The 21014-nt window shown below is 69.8% G+C and carries 17 protein-coding genes and 1 pseudogene; 5 read left to right on the top strand and 13 right to left on the bottom strand.

The genetic code is table 11. The features are described from left to right. Positions 1-446: 446 nt before the first annotated feature. From QNO09_RS34970 to QNO09_RS34960, 3 genes and pseudogenes are all read right to left on the bottom strand, one after another. Positions 447-1025, bottom strand: a complete 579-nt coding sequence (locus tag QNO09_RS34970; RefSeq protein ID WP_283974256.1) for a superoxide dismutase family protein — start codon at positions 1023-1025, stop codon at positions 447-449. A gap of 253 nt (positions 1026-1278) precedes the next feature. Then, a pseudogene (locus QNO09_RS34965) lies at positions 1279-2137 on the bottom strand (IS5 family transposase); the annotation flags it as partial. Positions 2138-2639: 502 nt separating this feature from the next. Continuing rightward, a complete protein-coding gene (locus QNO09_RS34960) occupies positions 2640-3128 on the bottom strand; it encodes an ATP-binding protein (protein ID WP_283974255.1) in 489 nt (162 codons plus the stop codon). 172 nt (positions 3129-3300) lie between these two features. On the opposite strand from QNO09_RS34960, the gene QNO09_RS34955 reads away from it, so the two are divergent. Beyond that, positions 3301-3663, top strand: a complete 363-nt coding sequence (locus QNO09_RS34955) for an STAS domain-containing protein (RefSeq protein WP_283974254.1) — start codon at positions 3301-3303, stop codon at positions 3661-3663. Positions 3664-4088: 425 nt separating this feature from the next. On the opposite strand, the gene QNO09_RS34950 is transcribed toward QNO09_RS34955, so the two are convergent. After that, a complete protein-coding gene (locus QNO09_RS34950) occupies positions 4089-5807 on the bottom strand; it encodes an acyl-CoA dehydrogenase family protein (protein WP_283974253.1) in 1719 nt (572 codons plus the stop codon). A gap of 80 nt (positions 5808-5887) precedes the next feature. Then, positions 5888-6454: a PadR family transcriptional regulator gene (locus tag QNO09_RS34945; protein WP_283974252.1), complete on the bottom strand. Its 567-nt coding sequence runs from the start codon at positions 6452-6454 to the stop codon at positions 5888-5890. 523 nt (positions 6455-6977) lie between these two features. On the opposite strand from QNO09_RS34945, the gene QNO09_RS34940 reads away from it, so the two are divergent. From QNO09_RS34940 to QNO09_RS34930, 3 genes are read left to right on the top strand one after another with little or no spacing between them, the layout of a single operon-like run. Continuing rightward, positions 6978-7244 carry a hypothetical protein gene (locus QNO09_RS34940; RefSeq protein ID WP_283974251.1) on the top strand — a complete coding sequence of 89 codons (267 nt, stop codon included), beginning with the start codon at positions 6978-6980 and terminating at the stop codon, positions 7242-7244. Positions 7245-7302: 58 nt separating this feature from the next. Next, positions 7303-7923 (top strand): SRPBCC family protein, encoded by a 621-nt coding sequence (locus QNO09_RS34935; RefSeq protein ID WP_283974250.1) that lies wholly within the window; start codon positions 7303-7305, stop codon positions 7921-7923. Between the two features lie 31 nt (positions 7924-7954). After that, positions 7955-10273 carry an FdhF/YdeP family oxidoreductase gene (locus QNO09_RS34930; protein ID WP_283974249.1) on the top strand — a complete coding sequence of 773 codons (2319 nt, stop codon included), beginning with the start codon at positions 7955-7957 and terminating at the stop codon, positions 10271-10273. Between the two features lie 194 nt (positions 10274-10467). On the opposite strand, the gene QNO09_RS34925 is transcribed toward QNO09_RS34930, so the two are convergent. The 7 genes from QNO09_RS34925 to QNO09_RS34895 all read right to left on the bottom strand — a co-directional run bounded on the left by QNO09_RS34925 (position 10468) and on the right by QNO09_RS34895 (position 18122). Beyond that, entirely contained in the window at positions 10468-11004 is a 537-nt protein-coding gene (locus QNO09_RS34925) for a Dps family protein (protein ID WP_451524189.1), read from the bottom strand. 230 nt (positions 11005-11234) lie between these two features. Further along, positions 11235-11558 (bottom strand): WhiB family transcriptional regulator, encoded by a 324-nt coding sequence (locus QNO09_RS34920; RefSeq protein ID WP_283974248.1) that lies wholly within the window; start codon positions 11556-11558, stop codon positions 11235-11237. Between the two features lie 132 nt (positions 11559-11690). Continuing rightward, complete coding sequence (locus QNO09_RS34915; protein ID WP_283974247.1) at positions 11691-12914, bottom strand: carboxylate-amine ligase; 1224 nt, start codon at positions 12912-12914, stop codon at positions 11691-11693. Positions 12915-13285: 371 nt separating this feature from the next. After that, complete coding sequence (locus QNO09_RS34910; protein WP_283974246.1) at positions 13286-14722, bottom strand: GH1 family beta-glucosidase; 1437 nt, start codon at positions 14720-14722, stop codon at positions 13286-13288. A gap of 79 nt (positions 14723-14801) precedes the next feature. Continuing rightward, positions 14802-15722 carry a carbohydrate ABC transporter permease gene (locus QNO09_RS34905; protein WP_283974245.1) on the bottom strand — a complete coding sequence of 307 codons (921 nt, stop codon included), beginning with the start codon at positions 15720-15722 and terminating at the stop codon, positions 14802-14804. A gap of 12 nt (positions 15723-15734) precedes the next feature. Beyond that, a complete protein-coding gene (locus tag QNO09_RS34900; RefSeq protein ID WP_283974244.1) occupies positions 15735-16721 on the bottom strand; it encodes a carbohydrate ABC transporter permease in 987 nt (328 codons plus the stop codon). A gap of 90 nt (positions 16722-16811) precedes the next feature. Further along, the gene (locus QNO09_RS34895) at positions 16812-18122 is read right to left on the bottom strand and encodes an ABC transporter substrate-binding protein (RefSeq protein ID WP_283974243.1); all 1311 of its coding nucleotides are present in this window, start codon (positions 18120-18122) and stop codon (positions 16812-16814) included. 326 nt (positions 18123-18448) lie between these two features. Here QNO09_RS34895 and QNO09_RS34890 point away from each other — a divergent pair, with 326 nt between their 5' ends. Further along, the gene (locus QNO09_RS34890) at positions 18449-19462 is read left to right on the top strand and encodes a LacI family DNA-binding transcriptional regulator (protein ID WP_283974242.1); all 1014 of its coding nucleotides are present in this window, start codon (positions 18449-18451) and stop codon (positions 19460-19462) included. Positions 19463-19681: 219 nt separating this feature from the next. On the opposite strand, the gene QNO09_RS39790 is transcribed toward QNO09_RS34890, so the two are convergent. Then, entirely contained in the window at positions 19682-20446 is a 765-nt protein-coding gene (locus QNO09_RS39790) for a mannose-binding protein (RefSeq protein WP_349637010.1), read from the bottom strand. Positions 20447-21014: the final 568 nt, after the last annotated feature.

Genomic DNA, 21014 nt, shown 5'->3' with positions numbered 1-21014 from the left:
GACGGGATGCTGCTCGACATCCCCGTACAGAACCGGCGGGACACCGCCGCGGCCAAACGCTTCCGTCCACTGCTCAGACCGGGCCGCCTGGCAGCCCGGCAGCCCGGCAGCGGCGTCCGGTGACCCGCTCATCCGTGGGGAAGTCGGACTGCGTGGAGCGGACTTGGTACACGTCCATGAGCAGCGGCGTGCGGCAAAGAGGGAAGGGCTTTCCCTACGTGGTGATCGTCATGGGCGGGACTGTGCAGCAACCGACGGCTTACCGTCTCGTGCTGGAGGGGCGGTCCGCCTGGCGGGCTCCGCGATAAAGACTTGGTGATGGCCTCCCGCCCGGCGGGATACACCACCCGCCCCGATGTGAGCCGGTTCCAGCGGTCCGGCTCACATCAGGGGTGAATCGGTACCTCGACGCCCTCGGTGCCGGGGACCGCTCGCCGTTCTCGTCCCTACTCGAACGGCACGTTGACGCAGGCGAGGCGTGCACCGGCCGTTCCGGCGTGGCCCGGGTGCATGGCCGTACCCATCTCGTGCAGGACCACGGAGCGCGCTCCACCCGCGCGGAACTGCCAGGCGACTATGGCCGTGGAGCGGTCCGACCCGTCCTTGTTCGTGGCCAGGTCCAGCCAGATCTCGTTGAGCCGGTTGGCATACGCCGGGTCGACGGAGGGCTGCGTCGGGTCCACCTGGTTCTGGTAATGCGGCCCGGCATCCGTGGGCAGCGCGCCGCATGGCTTGGTGTGGACGTGGACGCCGTACACCCGGTTGGGAACCAGGTCTCGCACGCTCAGCTCGATACGCGTCCCGCCACCGCGGCGCAGTTCCTCCTTCACCTGGACCCTGGCGCCCTCCGGCACAAGCGCGGAGTTGTAGGTCACCGCCTTCGCCCCGGCCACCTCGCTCACCGGCGAGAACGTCGTCCTGACGACGACCTTGCGCACGGGGGCCTTGGTGGAGTCCTGCGGCTCGGCGGCGCCCGCGGACGCCATTACGCCGACGCCGACGGCGACCGCACTGACAGCGGCCACGGCGGCCAGAGAGCCTCGATGCTTGACGATGAACCTGTGCTTGGACAAAGCGAAACTCCAGGAGGGGTGGGTTGCAGGTGGCCGCAGTCGTCGACGGGTTCCCGGACGGGCGGACCGTGCCTGGTCGTCAGCACCGTATAGCGGAGGTAAAGCCCCACCAGGTCTCTACTGAGGCGTAGCGGGGGAAGTTCCGTGAAGATTCAAGTTTATGAGCTGAGAGGGCGTTTAATCTAGGAAGATTGCCCCTTATCTACTAGTAAGTCCCTCGCCAGGTTGGGGTGGTCTCGTCCGTTATGCGCTTGGCGAGGTTGTCGATCGAGGCGATGTGGATCATTGCCGCGGAGCTGGTGGTGAGGGTCGCGTAGTCGCGGGCGAGGCGACGGTGCATCATGATCCATCCGATGCTTCGCTCTACCACCCAGCGCCTTTTCACGACATGAAAGCCGCGCTTCTCGGGGTTTCTGTTGACGACCTCGACGTCGATTCCGAGGGTGGCGCCGTGCTCGACGACTGCATTCTTGAAGCCGGTGTCGACCCAGCTTTTCGCGATGGTCGGGTAGGTCTGTTTCGCTTGGTCGAGGAGGCGTATTCCCATGGCGTTCTCGGAGAGGCCGGCGCCGGCGACGGTCACGGCGAGGATGAGGCCGATCGTGTCGGTCAGGATCCCCCGTTTCCTGCCGACGATCTTCTTCGCGGCATCGGTTCCCTGGCTGGCCAGAGGCACGTTGGTGGAGGCCCAGCACATCGACGGCGAGTCCCCGCTTCCTGCCGGGCGTCTTCTTGTTCGCGTCCAGTCCCGTCGTTTCCCTCGGCACCCCGGCCGCCACGCGGACGGACTGGGTGTCGATGATCACCAGGGACGGGTCCTCTAATCGTCTGGACCGCTCCCGCACCTGGCAGCGCAGGATCTCCTGGATCCGCTGGACAAGGCCGTCCTGGCGCCACAGGGTGAAGTAGTAGAACACCGCCGACCAGGCCGGGAGGTCATGTGGCCGGAGCCGCCACTGACAGCCCGTCCGGTTCTGGTAGAGCAGCGCGTTCACGACCTCGCGCAGGTCGCAGGAGCCCGGGTCCCCGGTCGCCGACCGGGCCACCCGCTCCTGCTTCCACGCGATTGTCCGACGCAAGCCTGTGGGTGTGGATGCACATCCCGCCCGGCAGCTCCGGCGTGGACTTCGTCGTACCGACGTGCGGGACCAGTTCGCCGAGCCGACCGAGTCCATGCGCCTCGCGCTGACCGACTATAACGCCGAGCCATTGCCCGACAGGCCGGTCCTGACGGGAACGGCGCTGGACACGCCGTAAGCACGGTGTACGAGGGATGGTGACGACCCTCTTGTGCGGGGCCCGGTCTGCCCGCCCCGCACTTCACCAGGTCACGTGGATTCCGTCCGACAGGCTGATCAGGACCTCTTGGCGTCCTCGGCTCCGGTTGGACACGGCGTGTCGACTGCTGAGCGGCACCGACGGGATGGTGCGGCGGTGAGTTGGAGGAAGGCGCCGGGGTCGGCGTCGGCGGCTTCCGTCATGCGGGGCGACGTCGACGTCGACACCGCCCGGGCCGTCCCCTGCGATCCACCGCTTCACGGCAGGCAGGGCGGGGAGCGCTGTCTGCTACTGCGGGCGGCGTCCGGCGACGCCCCCGCCCGGATCGTCGGGCAGGGCGATGCGGGCAGTGACGCGTTTGCCGACCGGTTCCCGCTGGACCTCGAAGCCCTCGGCGACAGCCAGGACGATCTCCAGTCCGTGCTGGCCGACTCGGCCCGCATCAGCGGCCCGGGCCACCGGCAGCACTGGGTCGCTGTCCCACACGACCACTTCCACCACAGCGCCAAAAGCGCGCAACTCCATCAGCACCGGCCCGGGAGCGTACTTGCGGGCATTGGTGACCAGCTCGCTGACCACCAGCTGCGTCAGGTCCATCGCACGCGCGGACACCGGAAGGCCGTGCTCAGCCTGCACGCGGGTCAGGAAGGTTACCGCTCGATGCCGCGCCTCGGCGATGCAGGACCCGTCGCCATCCAGCGCGACGGTGTCTTGTACGGGGCGGGCTTCAGGCAGCAGGTTGCTGTCCCCCTCCGAGACTGATTCAGCCCGATCCATCCGTTTCCCCCGTTCACCCGCCTGCACATACCCCCTACTCCGCCTCGCACGCCCGTGAGCTCGGACACACAGAGGGAGCCGAACACGCGTTCACCGTAGGATCGGGGCAGGCTGCCAGCGCACATCGTGTCGGGGGCCATGAGCCCCATGGACGAGCGCATACGAGGGAACAGTGACCGAGACCCACGGAGCAGCCCGGCCCGGGCTGTCGATCGACCACACCACCATCGACGACATCCGCGTGGTCACCCTGCGCGGCGAGATCGACCACACCGTCACGAGCGAGCTCACGGAGGCCCTGCTGTCCCACGGCAGCGTGACGCGACCGCGGACCGTGATGGACATCAGCGGCGTGACCTTCATGGACTCCAGCGGCATCAACGTCCTCATCGCCGCCCACCAGGCCCTGGGTGAAGCGCAGGGGTGGCTGCGCATGGCGGGAGCCCAGGCTTCGGTGCTGCGGGTCCTTCAGCTCGTCGGCCTGGACCAAGTCATCGGGTGCCATCCCACCGTCGAACGGGCCCTGGCCCCCTGACCAGCGATGTGCCGGGCAACGGCGCGGTGCGGTACCGATGTCGAGCTTGGTGGGGTTCGTCGGCCTTCGCGGCCTGGCGGCGGAACAGGCGTCGCCGTTGAGGTCATCGAGCGCTGCGTTGAGGTCCGTTTTTCGAGCCTGGGGAACCAGTGCCCGCCCAGCCGCAGCGGGTTCGACCGTCCTTTGAGATTGACTGAACCCGCTCGGTCGGGGTGTGTTGAGAGATATTGCGCCAAGTGAGCAGGTGGGCAAACCTCTCGTCGGAAAGGCTTGCCCATCGCTTCCCCCTAGGCCGCTCGGCGTTCCGGGAGCGGGATCGGGATGAAGCCCTGTCACCTGGGGTACAGCGGTTCCAGGGCCAAGGTGTGAGCGTCACTGCTCCCCGGGGCCCTGACCGTCGGTGGGCGGGTCCCCCGGGCGAGCTGTCACGGCGCCATCTCGTACGCCCCGGACAGTGCTTCCACCTGCTCCCAGACGCGCTCCGAACGTGCTTCGTCGACGACGGGACGCCGGACGGCAGCGAGCGCCCAGCGCTGCTGATCCACCGTGGCGGAGTCCTTGCCGTGCAGTTCTACGGCGAAGGCGGAGAAGTCGCGCACGAGGACGGAGAAGAGTTCGTCGAGCACGTCCTCGTCGAGGTCCGTCAGGCGGGCCTGTTCCAGGATCAGCTGTCCGTGCACCACCAGCGCGAACAACTGGCCGACGGCGAGCAGGAGATCGAGGTCGCGGCTCTGCTCCTCGTCGGGGGCCGCCGTGGTGACGAACTCGCACAGGGCATCGGCCTGCTCCCGGAAGCGGGCGACGTTCGGCACCGCGGCGTATGCGTCGTAGGCGGGACGCCAGTCGTGGAAGCGCACGGAGCCAAGCCCACGGGCCGGGCCCTGCTCGAAGAGGAACGTGTCGTCGGCGGCGTCGAGGCGGGTCCGCACGGGCTCGAACTCGGCCGGGTGCAGAAGGTGGTTGCGCATGAACTTGAGGATCAGTGCGAGGTTGACGTGCACCGTGCCCTCGAGCTTGGGCAGCCCACGGATCTCGACGGCGGCCTGTGCGAAGTAGGTGTCCTTCTCGAAGCCCTTGGCGGCGATCACGTCCCACATCAGGTCGATGACCTTCTCGCCCTCCGTGGTCACCTTCATCTTCGTCATCGGGTTGAACAGCAGATAACGGCGGTCCTCCGGCGAGGCGGAACGGAAGTAGTCGACAGCGCGGTCACTGAACAACTTCATGCCGACGAGGCGGACGTACGCGTCGGCCAACTCCCGCCGCACGTGCGGGAAGGCGGTGACGGGGCGGCCGTACAGGATGCGGTTGTGCGCGTGGGTGATCGCCTCGTACATCGCGTGCTCGCAGATGCCGATCGAGGCGGTGCAGAGGTTGAACTTGCCTACGTTGACGGTGTTGAGGGCGGCGTCGAAGGCGGCGCGACCCGTGTGCAGGACGTCGTCCGGGCCCACGGGGTAGTCCTCGAGTCGGAACTCGCTGACGTACTTCGATGAGTCGACGACGTTCTTCACGAGGTGATAGGCCGGGTGGCGGCTGTCGGCGGCGAAGAAGACGTAGCCGTCCGGGCCCTCGATGTCGGCGCGTCGGCCGAAGACCGAGACGAGCCCGGCGGCGTTGCCGTTGCCGATGTAGTACTTGGAGCCCGTCGCCCTGAAGCCGCCGTCGCCGTCCGGCGTCAGCAGCATGTCGGTGGAGTAGATGTCCGCACCGTGGGTCTTCTCGGAGAGACCGAAGGCGAACACCTCGCCCTGCGCGAGGAGTTCCGCCGCACGGGTGCGAGCAGCGGTGTTGTCGCTCTGCCAGACCGGGCCGAGACCGAGGATGGTCACCTGCCATGCGTACCAGTAGTCGAGACCGTAGAACCCGAAGATCTCGTTGAGGGCCGCGATGCGGGCCGTGTCCCAGCGCTGGTCCTCGTGTCCGGCGGCGGACGCCGGGGTGAGGAAGGTGGAGAACAGCCCTTCCTTGGCCGCGAACGCGAGGAAGTCGGCCAGCCAGGCGCGGGAACGGTAGTCCTCGATGAGCCTGCGCTTGCCGCGGTCCTCGAACCAGTCGACGGTGGCACGAAGCAACCTGCGGGTCTCGGCGTCGAACTGCGCCGGGTCGTACGTACGGGGGTTGAAGAGGAGGGGGTCGGCCATGGAGGTCCGCCTTCCGAGGGTTGAGGGTGGAGGGTGCGGGTCTGAAGGTCGCGGTGCACGAACGGCCGGTGGCCGGCGGGTCAGGCAAGCGGGGGTGAGGTGCCGAGCCGACGGAGGGTGGCGAGTACGTCGTCGAGCCAGGCGATGGTCATCCGCTCGTACGCGATGCCGCCGCGCAGCACGACATGCTGCAGTTCCTGACCGGCGTCGAGCGGGGTGGGAGCTGCCGGGCCGGTGAAGTCGCGCCGTTCCCCGGCCAGATAGTGCGCGAGCCGGTCGCTGTGCACCTGGCGGTGGCGTTCGACTTCACGGATCAGCACGGACGGGTCGTCGAAGGCCGCGCCGCGGATCTTCACGGCGAGTTCGTGCCGCATGCTCTCGGGTTGGATCGGTTCGTGCAGCCACTGAGAGAGGGTGGCGCGGCCGGGGCCCACGACGGAGTACTCCTTCTTGTCCGGTCGTCCCTGCTGCGACAGCTCACGGACGGCGAGCAGGCCCTCGCTCTCCATGCGCTTGAGGACGCGGTAGATCTGCTGGTGCGTGGCGGTCCAGAAGTATCCGATGGACCGCTCGAACCGTCGGGCCAGCTCATAGCCGGAGCCCGGCTTCTCCAGCAGGGAGACGAGGATCGCGTGCTCGAGCGCCATACCTCGATCTTCCTATGCAACTCATTGCATAGCCAAGTGGCACCGCACAGGTGAGACGGGGCTCACGCGGGGCGGCGGTGGACGGCCTGTCCGCCGCCGAATGGATCGACCCTCTTCATGCCGACTTCATGCCGAAGGGGGCGGGCCGACGGGAGCACGGCCTGCTTCGGGCGCAGGTTCCCTCCTTGTGTGTGGTGGGGGCGGTCACCCGCAGGGTCGGGTGGGCGACCATCGCGTCTGTGCCGTGGGACGGGGACGGTGACGGGTGACGGGCTCCTGGGGTGCGCCACCCGAATCCACTCAGCCGACCTTGGTCATGTGGGCCCACAGCGTTGCCTTCCGGCACCACATCGTCGTCCGCCTCGGCCGCATCCTCGATCTCTTGCCGGAGATCCTCAACCGCGTCGACGGCGTGATCGTCTTCTCCGCCCTCCCCCGCCGACGCACGGTGACTGGCGGGTGGACGCGCAGGGGGTGAAGCTGGAGGGGACCGGCCAGCCGGGATTTCGCCGCCCGGCCGCCGGTGCACCGCACCGTCCAGACCCAGCTCGACAACCGCATCGCCGACCTCTCACCGCGCGGCGAGGCCGACACCGGCGACACGATCGTCGCCGGCGTGGCGCGACCACTGCCCCGCACCGACCGCACAGTCGGCGCTCACCGGCGGTCTCAGCCGCCGCAGGAAGGCCCCGGTACGGACCTGCCCCACTTCTGGCCGGGATCGTGCGGGACACCGACGCACCGGGGCGACTCGAAGTACACGATGGGGGAACCGGAAGAGAAGCTCTGACGCAGAAGGGGAGGCCGGGTCCCGGACGCCCGGCTCCGTCACCGGAAGAGAGACGACGATGGCGTACGAAGACCACGCCCGGCAGGCCGTGCCGAACACCCCGGTCGTGCGCCCGAACGGCGACGGCGTCACGCGCCGCCGTCGGCTGCGGGGGCGGCACGTCGAGGAGACGGTCGAGATCGCGGTGCCGGTGCGGACGGCGTACAACCAGTGGACGCAGTTCAAGAGTTTTCCGCGCTTCTCGGCCCTGGTGCACGGCGTCGAGCAGATCAGGCCCACCGTGACCGCCTGGACCCTCGGCTACGGCCCTCTGCGCCGGCGCTTCGCGGTCGAGATCGTGGAGCAGGACCCCGACTCCTACCTGGCCTGGCGCGGTCTGGAGCAGAGCCCCTCCCACCAGGGCGAGATCGAGTTCGCGCCGACGGAGTCCGGCGGCACCGCGATCACCGTCCGGATGCTCCTGGAACCGCGGGGAGCCGCGAGGATCCTCACCGTCTCGTCCCGGGCCGCCCGGCTCACCGCGCGGCTGGTGCACGGGGAACTCATGAACTTCAAGCGGTTCATCGAAGGGCTGGGGCAGGAGGGCGGGGCCTGGCGCGGCACCATCCGCAACGGCCGTGTACAGCACGATCACCCGGAACCGCCCCGGAGCCGCGTGGCCCAGTGGCCCGTCGGCTGACGCGCGGACCGGACAAGAGAAAGGCGAACCGATGCAGAACCCGCCCGGCGAGGAGCCGGAGACCGCCCTCTCCGTGACACCGCCGAAGAAGTGGGCGGCCGGAGTCCCCGCGGTCGTGTACGCGCTGGAGTACTCCCTGGAGCAGACCTCCCCGCGCAAGACCGGGGTGGACCTGCTGACCATGAACCAGGTGGGCGGGATCGACTGCCCGGGCTGCGCGTGGGCGGATCCGGCCCCGGGCCGACGTCATCGCAACGAGTACTGCGAGAACGGCGCGAAGCACATCAACGACGAGGCCACCACGCGCCGGATCACCGCCGACTTCTTCCGCGAGTACAGCGTCTCGGACCTGGCAGCGCGCTCCGACATGTGGCTCAACCAGCAGGGCCGGCTCACCGAGCCGATGATCAAACGGCCCGGCTCCGAGCACTACGAGCCCATCGGCTGGAACGACGCCCTGGGCGTCCTCGCGCAGGAGCTGAAGGCGCTGCCCTCCCCGGACGAAGCCGTTTTCTACACCTCCGGCCGCGCCAGCAACGAGGCCGCCTTCGTCCTGCAACTCTTCGCCCGCGCCTTCGGCACCAACAATCTGCCCGACTGCAGCAACATGTGCCACGAGTCGAGCGGCTTCGCCCTGAGCGAGACCCTGGGCACCGGCAAGGGCACCGTCAGCCTCGACGACCTCCACCACGCCGACCTGATCTTCCTGGTCGGGCAGAACCCGGGAAGCAACCACCCGCGCCAGCTCACCGCCCTGGAGGAGGCCAAGCGCAACGGCGGCCGGATCGTGGCGGTCAACCCGCTGCCGGAAGCCGGGCTACGGCGCTTCAAGAACCCGCAGAAGGCACGGGGGGTCGTCGGTCGCGGCACCCAGATCGCCGACCGTTTCCTGCACATCAAGCCCGGCGGCGACCTCGCCCTGTTCCAGGCCCTCAACCGCCTGTTGCTGGAGGCCGAGGACGCCCGGCCCGGCACCGTCCTGGACCACGACTTCATCAACGCCCACACCACCGGCTTCGAGAAGTTCGCCGAGCACGCCCGCACCGTCGACTGGGACGACGTGCGCACCGCGACCGGACTGAGCCGCGAGGAGATCGAGAAGGTCCGCGACGAGGTCCTGAAGAGCGAACGCGTCATCGTCTGCTGGGCGATGGGCATCACCCAGCACAAGCACGGCGTGCCCACCGTCCGGGAGATCGTCAACTTCCTGATGCTGCGCGGCAACCTGGGGCGCGCCGGTACCGGAGCCTGCCCGGTGCGCGGCCACAGCAACGTGCAGGGCGACCGCACCATGGGCATCTGGGAGCAGATGCCGGACGCCTTCCTCGACGCCCTGCAGAAGGAGTTCGGCTTCGACCCGCCGCGCCCGCACGGTCTGGACTCGGTGGACTCGATCAAGGCGATGCGCGAGGGCCGCGTCAAGGTCTTCCTCGCCCTGGCCGGCAATTTCGTCCGCGCCGCTCCCGACAGCGCGGTCACGGAGGAGGCGATGCGCTCGTGCCGGCTGACCGCCCACATCTCCACCAAGCTCAACCGCTCACACACCGTCTGCGGCGACACCGCGCTGATCCTGCCGACCCTGGGGCGCACCGAACGTGACGTCCAGGCCGACGGCGAGCAGTTCGTCACCGTGGAGAACTCCATGAGCGAGGTGCACACCTCTCAGGGACGCCTCGAACCGGCCTCCCCGCTACTGCTCAGCGAAGTCGCCATCCTGTGCCGGCTCGCCCGCCGCACCCTGGACGGAAAGGCGGACATCCCCTGGGAGGAGTTCGAGGGCGACTACGGCACCATCCGCGAGCGCATCTCCCGCATCGTGCCGGGCTTCCACGACTTCAACGCACGGGTGATTCGCCCCGGAGGCTTCCAACTGCCCAACCCGGTCAACGAGGGCGTCTTCAAGAACAAGGTCGGCAAGGCCCTGTTCTCCTGTAACGAGCGCGTGGTCCCCCGGGCGCCCGAGGGTCATCTGCTGCTGCAGACGCTGCGCTCGCACGACCAGTGGAACACCGTCCCCTACACCAACGACGACCGCTACCGCGGCATCCACGGCAGCCGCCACGTCGTGCTCGTCAACCCGGCCGACCTGACCGAACTCGGCCTCGCCCAGGGCGATCACGTCGACCTGGTGAGCGTCTGGGCGGACGGCACGGAGCGTCGGGCCGAGAACTTCGAGGTGGTGCCCTACCCGGCCGCCAAGGGCTCGGCCGCCGCCTACTATCCGGAGACGAACGTCCTGGTGCCGCTGGACAGCGTCGCCGACATCAGCAACCAGCCCACGTCCAAGGGCATCGTCGTCCGTCTCGAACCCACGCCCGCCCGGACACGGACGCAGTCCGCACCCGCCTGACCGGCGGAACGACCGCGACGGCGCCCGCGACGACGGCGGGCCCCGTCGGGCGGTGAGGGCTCGCGGCAAGGGGCGCCCCGGCGGCCGGGATCATGAAGGCCGCCGCGACCAGCGGGAGCGGGACCAGAAGCAGCGGGCGACGGCCCGTCGACGGACGCGCGGGCGGGTAAGCTCGCCCGCCGCGTGCCTGCCGCTCAGGGCTGTCGGCGGGCCTGTTCGGCGGCCTGGTCGGCTGCCGCGTGTTCCGTCCTGGCGTCGGCGGTGCTCAGGCGCCCGCCGCTGCTTTCCAGGTGGGCGCGGACGAACCACTGGAACAGCTCCAGACCGCGCAACTGCTCGATGAGGATGTCCTGGGTGACCGGGTCGGAGGTCTCCGTCGCCTGCATCGCCTCACGATGGTCCTCGATGAGGCGGGTGTAGACGACGTCGAGAGCGCCCAGGTGCTCGATGGCCTCCGCCCTTCCGATGGAGTAGTCGTCCCAGGTACGGTCGGCGACCAGCGCCCCGGGCGTGCCCTGGGGCACACCGCCGAGTGTGGAGATGCGCTCGGCGAGGTCGTCGGTCATGGCCCTCACCTGTTCCACCTGCGGATCGAGCATCTCGTGCACCGCGATGAAGTGCGGACCGATGACGTTCCAGTGGATGTGCTTCAGAGTCAGGTGCAGATCGTTCAGCGAGTGCAGCCGCCGCTGGAGCAGCTCGATGATGGCGGAACTGTCCTCGGCCGACATGCCTGGGACGGTGTACTGGAGGGAGGGCTCAGAAGCCACGGCCGTGCCTTTCTGCTGCGAGGCGGGAAGAACGTCCTCCGGGCCAGACAACCACCGCGCCCGCACGGCTGCCCGTCCGAAACGGCCGTACGGATGCCGCCGTGCCGCGACGGACTGCCCGCCGTGGCCGCCGCGCGGCTTGTCACGTTCGGCGATCGACACGTCGCCGTACGTCATGCGCGGACATCGTCCTACGACGCCGATCGTCTGCCGATGCCGCCGCGCGTCTCGCGGCTGATGGCGCGACGCTGCCGCGCTGTGGTCGCGCCCCAGATACCGGCGTCCTCACCCTGTTCGACGGCCCAGGAGCGGCAGGCGAGCAGGACGCGGCACCGACGGCACACCGCGCGGGCCCGGGCGACCTGGGCATCGGTCTCCCGCTCCACCAGCGGGAAGAAGAGCTCCGGGTCCTCGCCCAGGCACGCGGCATCCCGTAGCCATCCGCGAGCGGTGGCCAGGGTTTCGGCGATCTCGGCGCCGACGGTGCGGTGACGGATTCTGCGGTCGTCGGGCATGGCGCACCTCCGCATGTGCCGGCTGGGCCGACAGGTGGCTGCGGCATGACGCTGCCGCAGGCCCGGCAGAGGTCGCGATTTCCATGCTAAAGGGAGTGTGTCCCTCCCGGGAACGCCGTGGTTCGCGGTCTTTCACGGAGAGGTTCTCCAGGCCTCCTCACCGGCGGCACCGATGTCTCCTTGGTACCGGCAGGTGGCCGAGAGGATGTGGTCGACGACGTCCTGCGTGCTGGAGCGCGGCCGGTGGGCGGCACGTTGGCGGTCGGCGCCGTTTCCTTCGGTGCGCAGGCGCCGCCACTGCTCGCGCACCAGATCGAGGTCCTCGTGCCGGCGGAGCGCCGGGGCGATGGTGTTCAGCAGCTCTTCGACGAGGGCCGCTTGGCTCACCAGGTCACCGGTGAGCGGATCGATGCCGCTGCCGGACAGTCCGTCCCGGGCGGCCCGCCAGCAGGCGGCGCGGAGGACCTCCGGTGCCGGGCGCGGGGCCGTGTCGCCGGCCCGGACGGCGGCCAGGGCGGTGGCGGTCAGGGCGCGGACGACAGCGGTGAGCAGGAGGGTGTCGTCGGGGGTCAGGGCGGCGTCGGCGACGCGGATCTCGATCGTGGGCAGGTGGTGGGAGGGGCGTACGTCCCAGTACAGCCCGCCACGGTCGATGAGTGCTTCCGCTTCGAGGAGGGTGTGGACGAGGTCGTCGAAGTGGGCGGGCGATTCGAAGTAGGGCGGTGGACCGGCCACGGGCCAGCGTCCCCAGGTGGTGGTGCGCCAGCTGGCGTACCCGGTGTCCCGCCCCGCCCAGAACGGGGAGTTCGCCGTCAGCGCGGTCAGCGTCGGCAGCCAGGGCCGCAGGTGATTGCTGACGTGGACGGCGTCACGGGGGTCGGGAAGGCCGACGTGGATGTGGCAGGCACACACGATCTGCTCGTCGTCCAGGGCGCGGAAGTGGGCCACGCTCCGTGCGTAGCGCGCCCCCGGCGTCACGGGTACGGGGGCTGTCCGGCCGTGTACCGGGGTGCCGGTGGAGGCGATGCGCAGGCCCAGTCGGGCGGCGGCGCGTGCTGCCGTCGTCCTCGCGGAGCGGATCTGGTCGTCGGCCTCCTTCAGGCGGGTGTGCGGGTCGGTGCGCAGTTCGACCTGGTAGCGGGTCAGCTCGGTACTGATCCGGTCGCCGAGTTCGCCGGTAGCCTCCCCTACCAGCCGGGGACCGTGCGGGCTGGGGGTTCGGGTGACCGGGTCGATCAGGAGGAGTTCTTCTTCGATCCCGACGGTGAGCGGCTCGGGGACGGGGCCCGGTGCGGAGTCGAGGTCCGGCTCGGCAGTGTCCGCCGGAGCCATCCCGCTGCGATGTTGACTGCCCATAGTGATGACACTGTCTCAGAAGTACGGGCTGAGTGGATGGCGGCGGTGACCGTACCGGACCAGGACGGCCGGGATTGGTCGCCGGACGGTGAGCAATCGGATCCGCGATGCTCACCGCGCCGTCGACCGCCGCCGCCGTCAACAGCGTTTCGCGGGTGCAGACGGGCATGGCCGGCACCACGGTCACCACGGTCACCACCGGTGGTGGATGTATCGCCAGACGAGAGACAGGCGTCTGCGGCGCTTCGGGGGTCGCCGGAAGCGCGCCGGGCCGGGACCCCCCGGCCCCCGTCGCCCGTTCGTGCGGGCGGACGGGGGCGGGCCGGCGGTGCGTCACCTCGCGCCACGTCGGGCGTGCCGCACCGGTCCGGTCAGGCTCCGGGCAGTACCCCGGTGCGGGCGACCTGGGAGTACCAGCGGGCGCTGGCCTTGGGGATGCGGGTGCCGGTCGGGTAGTCGACGTACACGGCGCCGAAGCGCTTGCTGTAGCCGTGGGCCCACTCGAAGTTGTCCAGCAGGGACCACAGGAAGTAGCCGCGCACGTCGGCACCGTCCAGGATCGCCTGGTGGACGGCGGCCAGATGGCCTCGCACATACGCGATCCGGGCCGGGTCGTTGACCTGGCCGGAGGGGTCGGCGTAGTCGTCGAAGGCGGCGCCGTTCTCGGTGATGACCAGCGGCAGCCCCGGGAAGTCGGAGGCGAGCCGCCGCAGCAGTTCGTAGAGGCCGCTGGGGTCGATGGCCCAGCCCATCGCGGTGGTGTCGCCGGGCGGCTGGTGGAAGGCGACCCGGTCGGCTCCCGGCCACGGGCTGTGGGCGCTGTTGCCGTGTCCGTCGGAGGTGTGGGTGCCGCTGTCGTCCGCTTCGGAGACCAGGGTGGGGCTGTAGTAGTTGACGCCGAGGAAGTCCAGCGGCTGGTGGATCAGCCGCAGGTCGCCGTCCTGGACGAAGGACCAGTCGGTCAGCTCGGCGGTGTCCTTGAACAGGTCCTCCGGGTAGACGCCGTTCAGCATCGGGCCGGTGAAGACCCGGTTGGCGAGGGCGTCGATCCGGCGGACCGCGTCGGCGTCGCCGTCCGTCGGGGTGAGCGGGCGGACGTGGTGGATGTTCAGGGTGACCGAGACCTGCGCGTCGGCGCGGAGCCGGTCACGCAGCGCCTGGACGGCCAGGCCGTGTCCCAGGTTGAGGTGGTGGGCGGCGCGCAGGGCGGCGACCGGGTCGGTGCGGCCGGGGGCGTGCACGCCGGAGCCGTAGCCGAGGAAGGCGCTGCACCAGGGCTCGTTGAGCGTGGTCCAGGTTTTCACCCGGTCGCCGAGGGCGTCCGCCGCGAGGGCCGCGTACTCGGCGAACCGCTCGGCCGTGGCGCGCTCGGGCCAGCCGCCGGCGTCCTCCAGCTCCTGCGGCAGGTCCCAGTGGTACAGGGTGGCGACGGGCTGGATGCCCTTCTCCAACAGCTCGTCGACGAGGCGCCGGTAGAAGTCCAGGCCCTTCTGCACGGCGGGGCCGCGGCCGGTGGGCTGGACGCGGGGCCAGGCGAGGGAGAAGCGGTAGGCGCCCAGGCCGAGTTCGGCCATGAGGGCGACGTCCTCGCTGCGGCGGTGGTAGTGGTCGGTGGCGATGTCACCGGTGTCGCCGTTGCGGACCCGGCCGGGGGTGCGAGCGTAGGTGTCCCAGATGGACGGCGTGCGACCGTCCTCCGCCGCGGCGCCCTCGATCTGGTAGGCGGCCGTCGCCGAGCCCCAGAGGAAACCCCTGGGGAAGGTGCGGGCGGCGTCCGGGGCGGATGCGGTCTGCTGTGCGGTGACCACGTAGGTCCTTTCGGGGTAGGGGAGTTCGCAGGCGGAGGCCTGGCGGGGGTCGGTGCGCGGGCGGTCCGGACGCGGCGGGTCAGCCCTTGACGGCGCCCGCCATGATGCCGCTGACGATCTGACGGCCGAAGACGATGAACATCGCCAGCAGCGGCAGGGTGCCGAGCAGGGCGCCGGCCATGATCAGTGACTGGTCGCGGACATACCCGGCGCTGAGCTGGGTGAGGGCGACGGGGACCGTCGGGTTGGTCATGTCGAGGACCACGAACGGCCAGAAGAAGTCGTTCCAGGCGTGCACGAACGTGATCATGAACAGGACGGCCATCGCGGGCCGGGCGACCGGAAGCACGATGCTCCAGAAGATCCGCAGCGAGTGGGCTCCGTCCACGCGTCCCGCCTCGACGAGTTCGTCCGGCAGCGCCTCCGACAGGTACTGCCGCATGAAGAAGACGCCCACCGCGCTCACCAGCGTCGGGAAGATGACGGCGGGCAGCTGCTGCGACCAGCCCAGCTCGGCCATCATCATGAACAGCGGCACGACGCCGAGCTGCGGCGGCACCAGCATGGTGCCGATGACCAGCATGAGCAGGGCGTTGCGGCCCTTGAACCGCAGCTTGGCGAAGGCGAACCCGGCGAGCGTCGCGAACATGACCGTGGACAGGGCGATCACCCCGGCCACGATCAGGCTGTTGATCATGGCCTTGCCCATCGCGGCCTCGTCCCAGGCCCGGGCGAGGTTGCTGAACAGGTTCGGGCCGGGCAGGAAGGGCGGCGGAGTCTGGCTGACCCGGGTGTTGTCGGTGGAGGCGGCCACCATCGTCCAGTACAGCGGGAAGATCGACAGCACCGCCATGACGGCGAGCAGCACGTAGGCGAGGGGCCCGGCGTGGTGCTGGCGGCCGGCGCGCGGGCGCAGCAGTCGGCGGCCCCCGCGCCCGGCCGGCTCGTCGGGGGTCCGGGCCGCGGTGCCGGTCCGGGCCGGGAGACTCTGAGTGGTCATGATGACTCCAGGTCAGGACGTACGGGAGCGTGCGCGCTTGACGAGGCGCTGCACGAGGAAGACGACGACGAGCAGCAGGAACATCGCCCAGGCCACGGTCGCCGAGCGACCCATCTGGTAGTTCTTCCAGCCCTCCTCGTACAGCAGCAGTCCCAGCGTCTGGTACTGGTTGTCCGCGCCGCCGCTCACCCCGTTGGGGCCCTGGCCGAAGATCAGCGGCTCGCCGAACAGCTGGGTGGCGCCGATGGTGGAGAGCACGATGGTGAAGACGATGGTGGAGCGGATCCCGGGCACGGTGACGTGGGTGAACTGCTGCCACCGGGAAGCGCCGTCGAGGGCGGCCGCCTCGTAGCGGTCGGCGGGGATGGCCTGCATCGCGGCCAGGTAGAGCAGCGCGTTGTAACCGGTCCAGCGCCAGATCACGATGGTGGAGATGGCGGCCTGGGCGGGCCACTTGTCGGCCTCCCAGTCCACGGGGTCGATGCCGACCGAACCGAGCGCCCAGTTGATCATCCCGAAGTCCCGCTCGAAGATCATCGTGAAGACGAGGGCGGCCGCGGCGACCGAGGTGGCGTAGGGCACCAGCGAGGCGACGCGGAAGAACAGCGAGGCGCGCATGCGGTAGTTGAGCAGGTGCGCCAGCCCCAGGGCCATCAGCAGCTGCGGCACCGTGGAGATGACACCGATCGTGATCGTGTTCTGCAGCGCGTTCCAGAACCTGGAATCGCCCCACAGCTCGACGTAGTTGTCGAACGCCACCCACTCCATGACGTCGAGGGTGGCCAGTTCCACGTCGTGCAGGGAGATCCACGACGTGTAGACGAGGGGGTAGAAACTGAACGCGGCGAAGACCACGAAGAACGGCGCGACGAACACGTACGGGGCGCCCTTGACGTCGAGTCGGTGCAGCAGCGCGCCGCGCCGCCGGGCGGTGCCGTCGTCCGGGGACGGCACCGGGGGCTCGGCCCCGGTCACGGCCTTGGTGGTGGAGGTGGCCACCGGATTCCTTCCTGAGAGCGGACGGGTGAGCCGACCGTCCGTGCCCACCGGCGCGGAGCCGGCGGGCACGGACGGCCGCGGGGGCGGGGGTCAGCCGACCGCCTTCTCGATGCGCTCCGCGGTGGTCTCCCACGCCTTGTCACGGGCGGTGCCCTGCTGCTCGATCAGGGTCAGTCCCTGGGAGAAGGTGTCCTTGATCGTGCCGTCCTTGCGGCCGAGGACCTGCTTGTCCGGTATCTCCTGGGCGGCCGCCCCGAAGATCTGGCCGATCGGCGCGCCGCCGAAGTACTCCGACTCGGCACTCTTCACCTCGGCGCTGTTCAGCGCCTGGCGGGAGGACGGGATGTTGCCGATCTCCTTGAAGATGTGGGCCTGCTGCTCCGGGGCGGTCAGCCAGGCGACGAGCTTCTTGGCCTCCTCCTTGACCGGGCTCTGCTCGACCACACCGAGGAACGACCCGCCCCAGTTGGCGCCCTTCGGGGCCTTGGCCACGTCCCACTTGCCCTTGTTGGCCGGGCCGGCCTTCTCGCTGATGTGGCTCAGCATCCACGCCGGGCACACGGCCGTGGCGAACGTGCCGTTGGCCAGACCGGGGTCCCAACCGGGCTGGAACTGGCGGAGCTTGGCTGTCAGGCCGTCCTCCGCCGCGTCGGCGGCAAGGCTCCAGGCGTCCTTGACGACGGGGTTGCTGTCGTAGATCAGCTCGCCCTTCTCGTCGTAGAACTGCTCGGGGTGGCCGTAGATCATGGCGTTGAACAGGCCGCTGGCCGCGTCCATGTAGGCGACGCCGTCCTGCTTGAAGTCCTTCTTGAAGGTGCGGCCCACCTCGACGTACTTGTTCCAGTCGCCCTCCCAGAGCTTGGCGACCTCCTCGCGGTCGGTGGGCAGGCCGGCCTTCTCGAAGTAGTCCTTGCGGTAACAGACGGCCATCGGGCCGATGTCGGTACCCAGGCCGAGCACCTTGCCGTCGCCCGTGCTGATCTGCGACTGCTTCCACGGCAGGAAGTGGTCGGTGCCCGACATGTCGCCGAAGTCGGCGAACTTGTCCGCCTGGGTGTCGGTGATCTCCTTGGCCCGCCCGATCTCGATGCCCTGGACGTCCTTCAGGCCCTTGCCGGCGGCGAGCCGGGTCTGCAGCGCGGTGTAGTAGGTCTGCTCGTCACCGGCGATCTCGGCCTTGATGTCGACCTCGGGGTTCTCCTTCTCGTACTGCTCCAGCAGCCCCGTCTCCTTGATGCCCATCACCCCGTACAGGCCCATGGTGATGGTGACTTTGCCGTCCTTCTTCCCACCGCCGGTGGCGGAGCCGTCGCCACCGCCGCAGCCGACGACGAGCGCCAGTGCGCCGACGGTCGCGGCCGTCGCCACCGCCTTTCCGCGCAACGAACCGGGACTGCCCATGGATCTCCTCCTAGCGATGGCGCTGACACATCGGAGTGACGAGTTCTGCGCTGACTACTGCGATGGCTACAGCGATGACATTTGTATGGCTTTAGGTCAGTGGGAACGTGCCCACTTTTGGGTGGGCACGTTCCCACCGGCGCATCGAAGACTCGTGGGAGCGGACGGATCTGTCAATGACTTGAACGCAAGTCGTAGTCGCGGCGCTGCGGCCCGAGCCGGTCCCCACGACTCCCGGAGTGCTCTGCCGAGGACCGGATCTGCAAGAATTGCCGCAGGTCACCTCCGCGGCAGGTCCAGCCTCCGCGGCGCCGAGGGGGGAGCACATGAGCGGCAACCGCCGTCCCACGATCAAAACGGTCGCCGCCCGCGCCGGCGTGGGCCGCACCACGGTGTCCCGCGTCGTCAACGGATCGGAACTGGTCAGTGCCGACGCCCGCGCCAGGGTTCTCGCGGCGATCAAGGAACTCAACTACGTCCCCAACTCGGTCGCCCGCGGTCTGGTGACCAACCGCACCGACGCCGTGGCCCTGGTGATCCCGGAGTCGGAGAGCCGGCTCGGTTCGGAGCCGTTCTTCGCCGCGCTCATCCGCGGTGTCAGCGGCGCGTTCGCGGGGAGCCGCACCCAGCTGCAGCTGATGCTCGTCCGCGACCAGGCCGAACGGGATCAGCTGACCGAGTCGGTGGCGACCCGCCGGGTGGACGGTGTGCTGCTGGTCTCCGTGCACTCCGAGGACCGCCTGCCGGGCATGCTGGAGGAGATGGGGCTGCCCACCGTGCTCGCCGGTCGCCGCGACGCGGGTGAGCGGCTGAGCTACGTCAACTCCGACAACGCCGGCGGTGCGGCAGCGGCGGTACGCCACCTGCTTCAGCGCGGACGGCGACGGGTGGCCACGATCACCGGCCCGCTGGACATGGACGTCGGCCGCAGCCGGCTCGCCGGCTGGCGCACCGCACACGACGAAGCGGGCGTTCGCGCACCGGAACTCATGATCGAGGCAGGCGACTTCACCGAGGAGGGCGGCGCCCGCGCCATGCGTTTGCTTCTTGAACGCGCACCGGACCTGGACGCCGTTTTCGCCGCCTCCGACCTCATGGCGGTGGGCGCCCTGGCCGAACTGCGCCGGTGGCAGCGCCAGGTACCCCGCGATGTCGCCGTGGTCGGTTTCGAGGACTCCGTCCTCGCCCGCCACACCAACCCGCCCCTGACGACGGTGCGTCAGCCGGTGGAGGAACTGGGGCGGACCATGGCCCGCATACTGACCGACATCACACAGAACGGCGCGCCTCGGCAGCAGGTGACGCTCCCGACGGAGCTGGTGGTGCGCGAGTCGTCCTGACCGCCGCGCGGGCGAGGTGCAAGGAGTGCTCCGGGCGACCGACTGATCGGCTCACCCGTCGGGGAGCTCTTCGCAACCGGGAAGTGTCGGCGCCTCGGGGCCGGGGCGTCCCTCGTTCCCGAACGAGCCGGGAGCGCGACGAGCCTGGTAGCCCGTCGCGCGAATTCGGCCCACGGCGCGTCGGCAGACATCGGCCACGTGCCGGGCCACTGCCCGATGTCAGGTCGACCAGATGACAGCGCCGTTGTGCACGATGACCACCTTGGCGTCCGCCCGCAGTACCAGGCGCGCACCGCCGTGGCCATGGCTCCGTGAGGCCCATATGGGGCGGTCGGCGGCATTGTGGATGACGAGGTTGCCGTCGCCCTGGAAGATCGCCCGGTGATTCTGGCCGAAGGTCATGGACGCCCAGATGGGTTTGTCCTTCTCGTTGTAGACGACGAGGTTGCCGTCGGTCTGCATGACCATCCGGATGCGGTTGGTGGTCCAGGCCTGGTTGACCTCCAGGACGCTGGTCGCCGAGATGGTCTCGGTGCTCCAGTTCGGCTTCGGGGTCGCTTTCGGCTTCGGCTTGGGCTCGGGCATGGACTTGGGCTTGGGTTTCGTCTTCGGCTCGGCCGTCTTGCCGGGCGAGCTGCCCGGCTTCGGCGCGACCTCCACCGGCTGGGGGGCGACGGCCACCGGCGCCTCGCTCTTCGGCGGCTTCTTCTTGCTCGGAGACGCGCTGGGCTTCTCGGCCACGTAGTCGTCCAGGGCGGCGGGGGCCGATTCCGGGGCCAGGACGGTGTCGGAGTCCTTTGCGGTCACCGTCCTGGAGGCGTTGCGGTCGTCGTCGTGCGCACCGCCTGCCAGCAGCAGCGGTACGGCGATCAGGACGGCACCCAGGACCGCGGCTCCCGCCAGGACCGGCTTGCGGGGCAGGCCGGTGCCGACGGCGGAGTCGGTCTTGACGCCCGGAGGGGTGGTGGCGACGGCAGCCGTCACACCGATGCGCGCAGGGGTCGGCTCGGGTGCCGCGGACGTCTCGGATGCCGCGGATGGCTCGGGTGTCGCGGATGGCTCGGGTGTCGCGGGTGGCTCAGGTGTTGTGGATGTCTCGGGTGCGGGGGATCCGTCGGATGCGGGGTTGGAGGGGGATGCGTCGGGTGCCGCGGTCGCTTCCGGCGCCCCTGGTGCCTTTGCCGCAGCGGATGCCCCCGGCGCGGTGGATGCCTCTGGGGCGGTGGATGCCTCGTGCGCGGTGGATGCCTCTGGCGTGGTGGACGCGGGGTCTGCCGGCTTCTCGGCCGGCGCGGCACCCGACCCGGCGCTGCCGGGCTGTGCCTCGGAGGCGGTGGGCTTCCCCGCCGCGACGGCAGCCGACTCCGCGCCGGGTTCCCGGGCGGTCGGTGCCGAGGGGCCGGGAGAGGCTCCGGCCTCCTCCGCGTCGGGGTCGGCGGCCCTCTCCGCTTTCGCGCCAGGGGTGTGGTGCTGGGGGGACATGCGGTTACTCCTCCTCGGTGGCGGAGCTCTCGGTGGTGAGCAGGGGCCCCGCGCGGCAGTCCGGCCGGAC

Origin of the sequence: Streptomyces sp. 378, from assembly GCF_030124145.1 — a bacterium.
In the GTDB taxonomy this organism is placed as follows: Bacteria; Actinomycetota; Actinomycetes; order Streptomycetales; family Streptomycetaceae; genus Streptomyces.
The sequence above is the reverse complement of the archived record's forward strand: the minus strand, read 5'-3'. Positions and strand labels throughout refer to the sequence as shown.

What these genes read in the sequence shown, in the direction of transcription:
- QNO09_RS34960 (WP_283974255.1), bottom strand. Translation starts at nt 3,128, where the DNA reads ATGGATCGGGCTGAATCAGTCTCGGAGGGGGACAGCAACCTGCTGCCT.
- QNO09_RS34950 (WP_283974253.1), bottom strand. Translation starts at nt 5,807, where the DNA reads ATGGCCGACCCCCTCCTCTTCAACCCCCGTACGTACGACCCGGCGCAG.
- QNO09_RS34945 (WP_283974252.1), bottom strand. Translation starts at nt 6,454, where the DNA reads ATGGCGCTCGAGCACGCGATCCTCGTCTCCCTGCTGGAGAAGCCGGGC.
- QNO09_RS34935 (WP_283974250.1), top strand. Translation starts at nt 7,303, where the DNA reads ATGGCGTACGAAGACCACGCCCGGCAGGCCGTGCCGAACACCCCGGTC.
- QNO09_RS34930 (WP_283974249.1), top strand. Translation starts at nt 7,955, where the DNA reads ATGCAGAACCCGCCCGGCGAGGAGCCGGAGACCGCCCTCTCCGTGACA.
- QNO09_RS34925 (WP_451524189.1), bottom strand. Translation starts at nt 11,004, where the DNA reads ATGTCGGCCGAGGACAGTTCCGCCATCATCGAGCTGCTCCAGCGGCGG.
- QNO09_RS34920 (WP_283974248.1), bottom strand. Translation starts at nt 11,558, where the DNA reads ATGCCCGACGACCGCAGAATCCGTCACCGCACCGTCGGCGCCGAGATC.
- QNO09_RS34915 (WP_283974247.1), bottom strand. Translation starts at nt 12,914, where the DNA reads ATGGGCAGTCAACATCGCAGCGGGATGGCTCCGGCGGACACTGCCGAG.
- QNO09_RS34905 (WP_283974245.1), bottom strand. Translation starts at nt 15,722, where the DNA reads ATGACCACTCAGAGTCTCCCGGCCCGGACCGGCACCGCGGCCCGGACC.
- QNO09_RS34895 (WP_283974243.1), bottom strand. Translation starts at nt 18,122, where the DNA reads ATGGGCAGTCCCGGTTCGTTGCGCGGAAAGGCGGTGGCGACGGCCGCG.
- QNO09_RS34890 (WP_283974242.1), top strand. Translation starts at nt 18,449, where the DNA reads ATGAGCGGCAACCGCCGTCCCACGATCAAAACGGTCGCCGCCCGCGCC.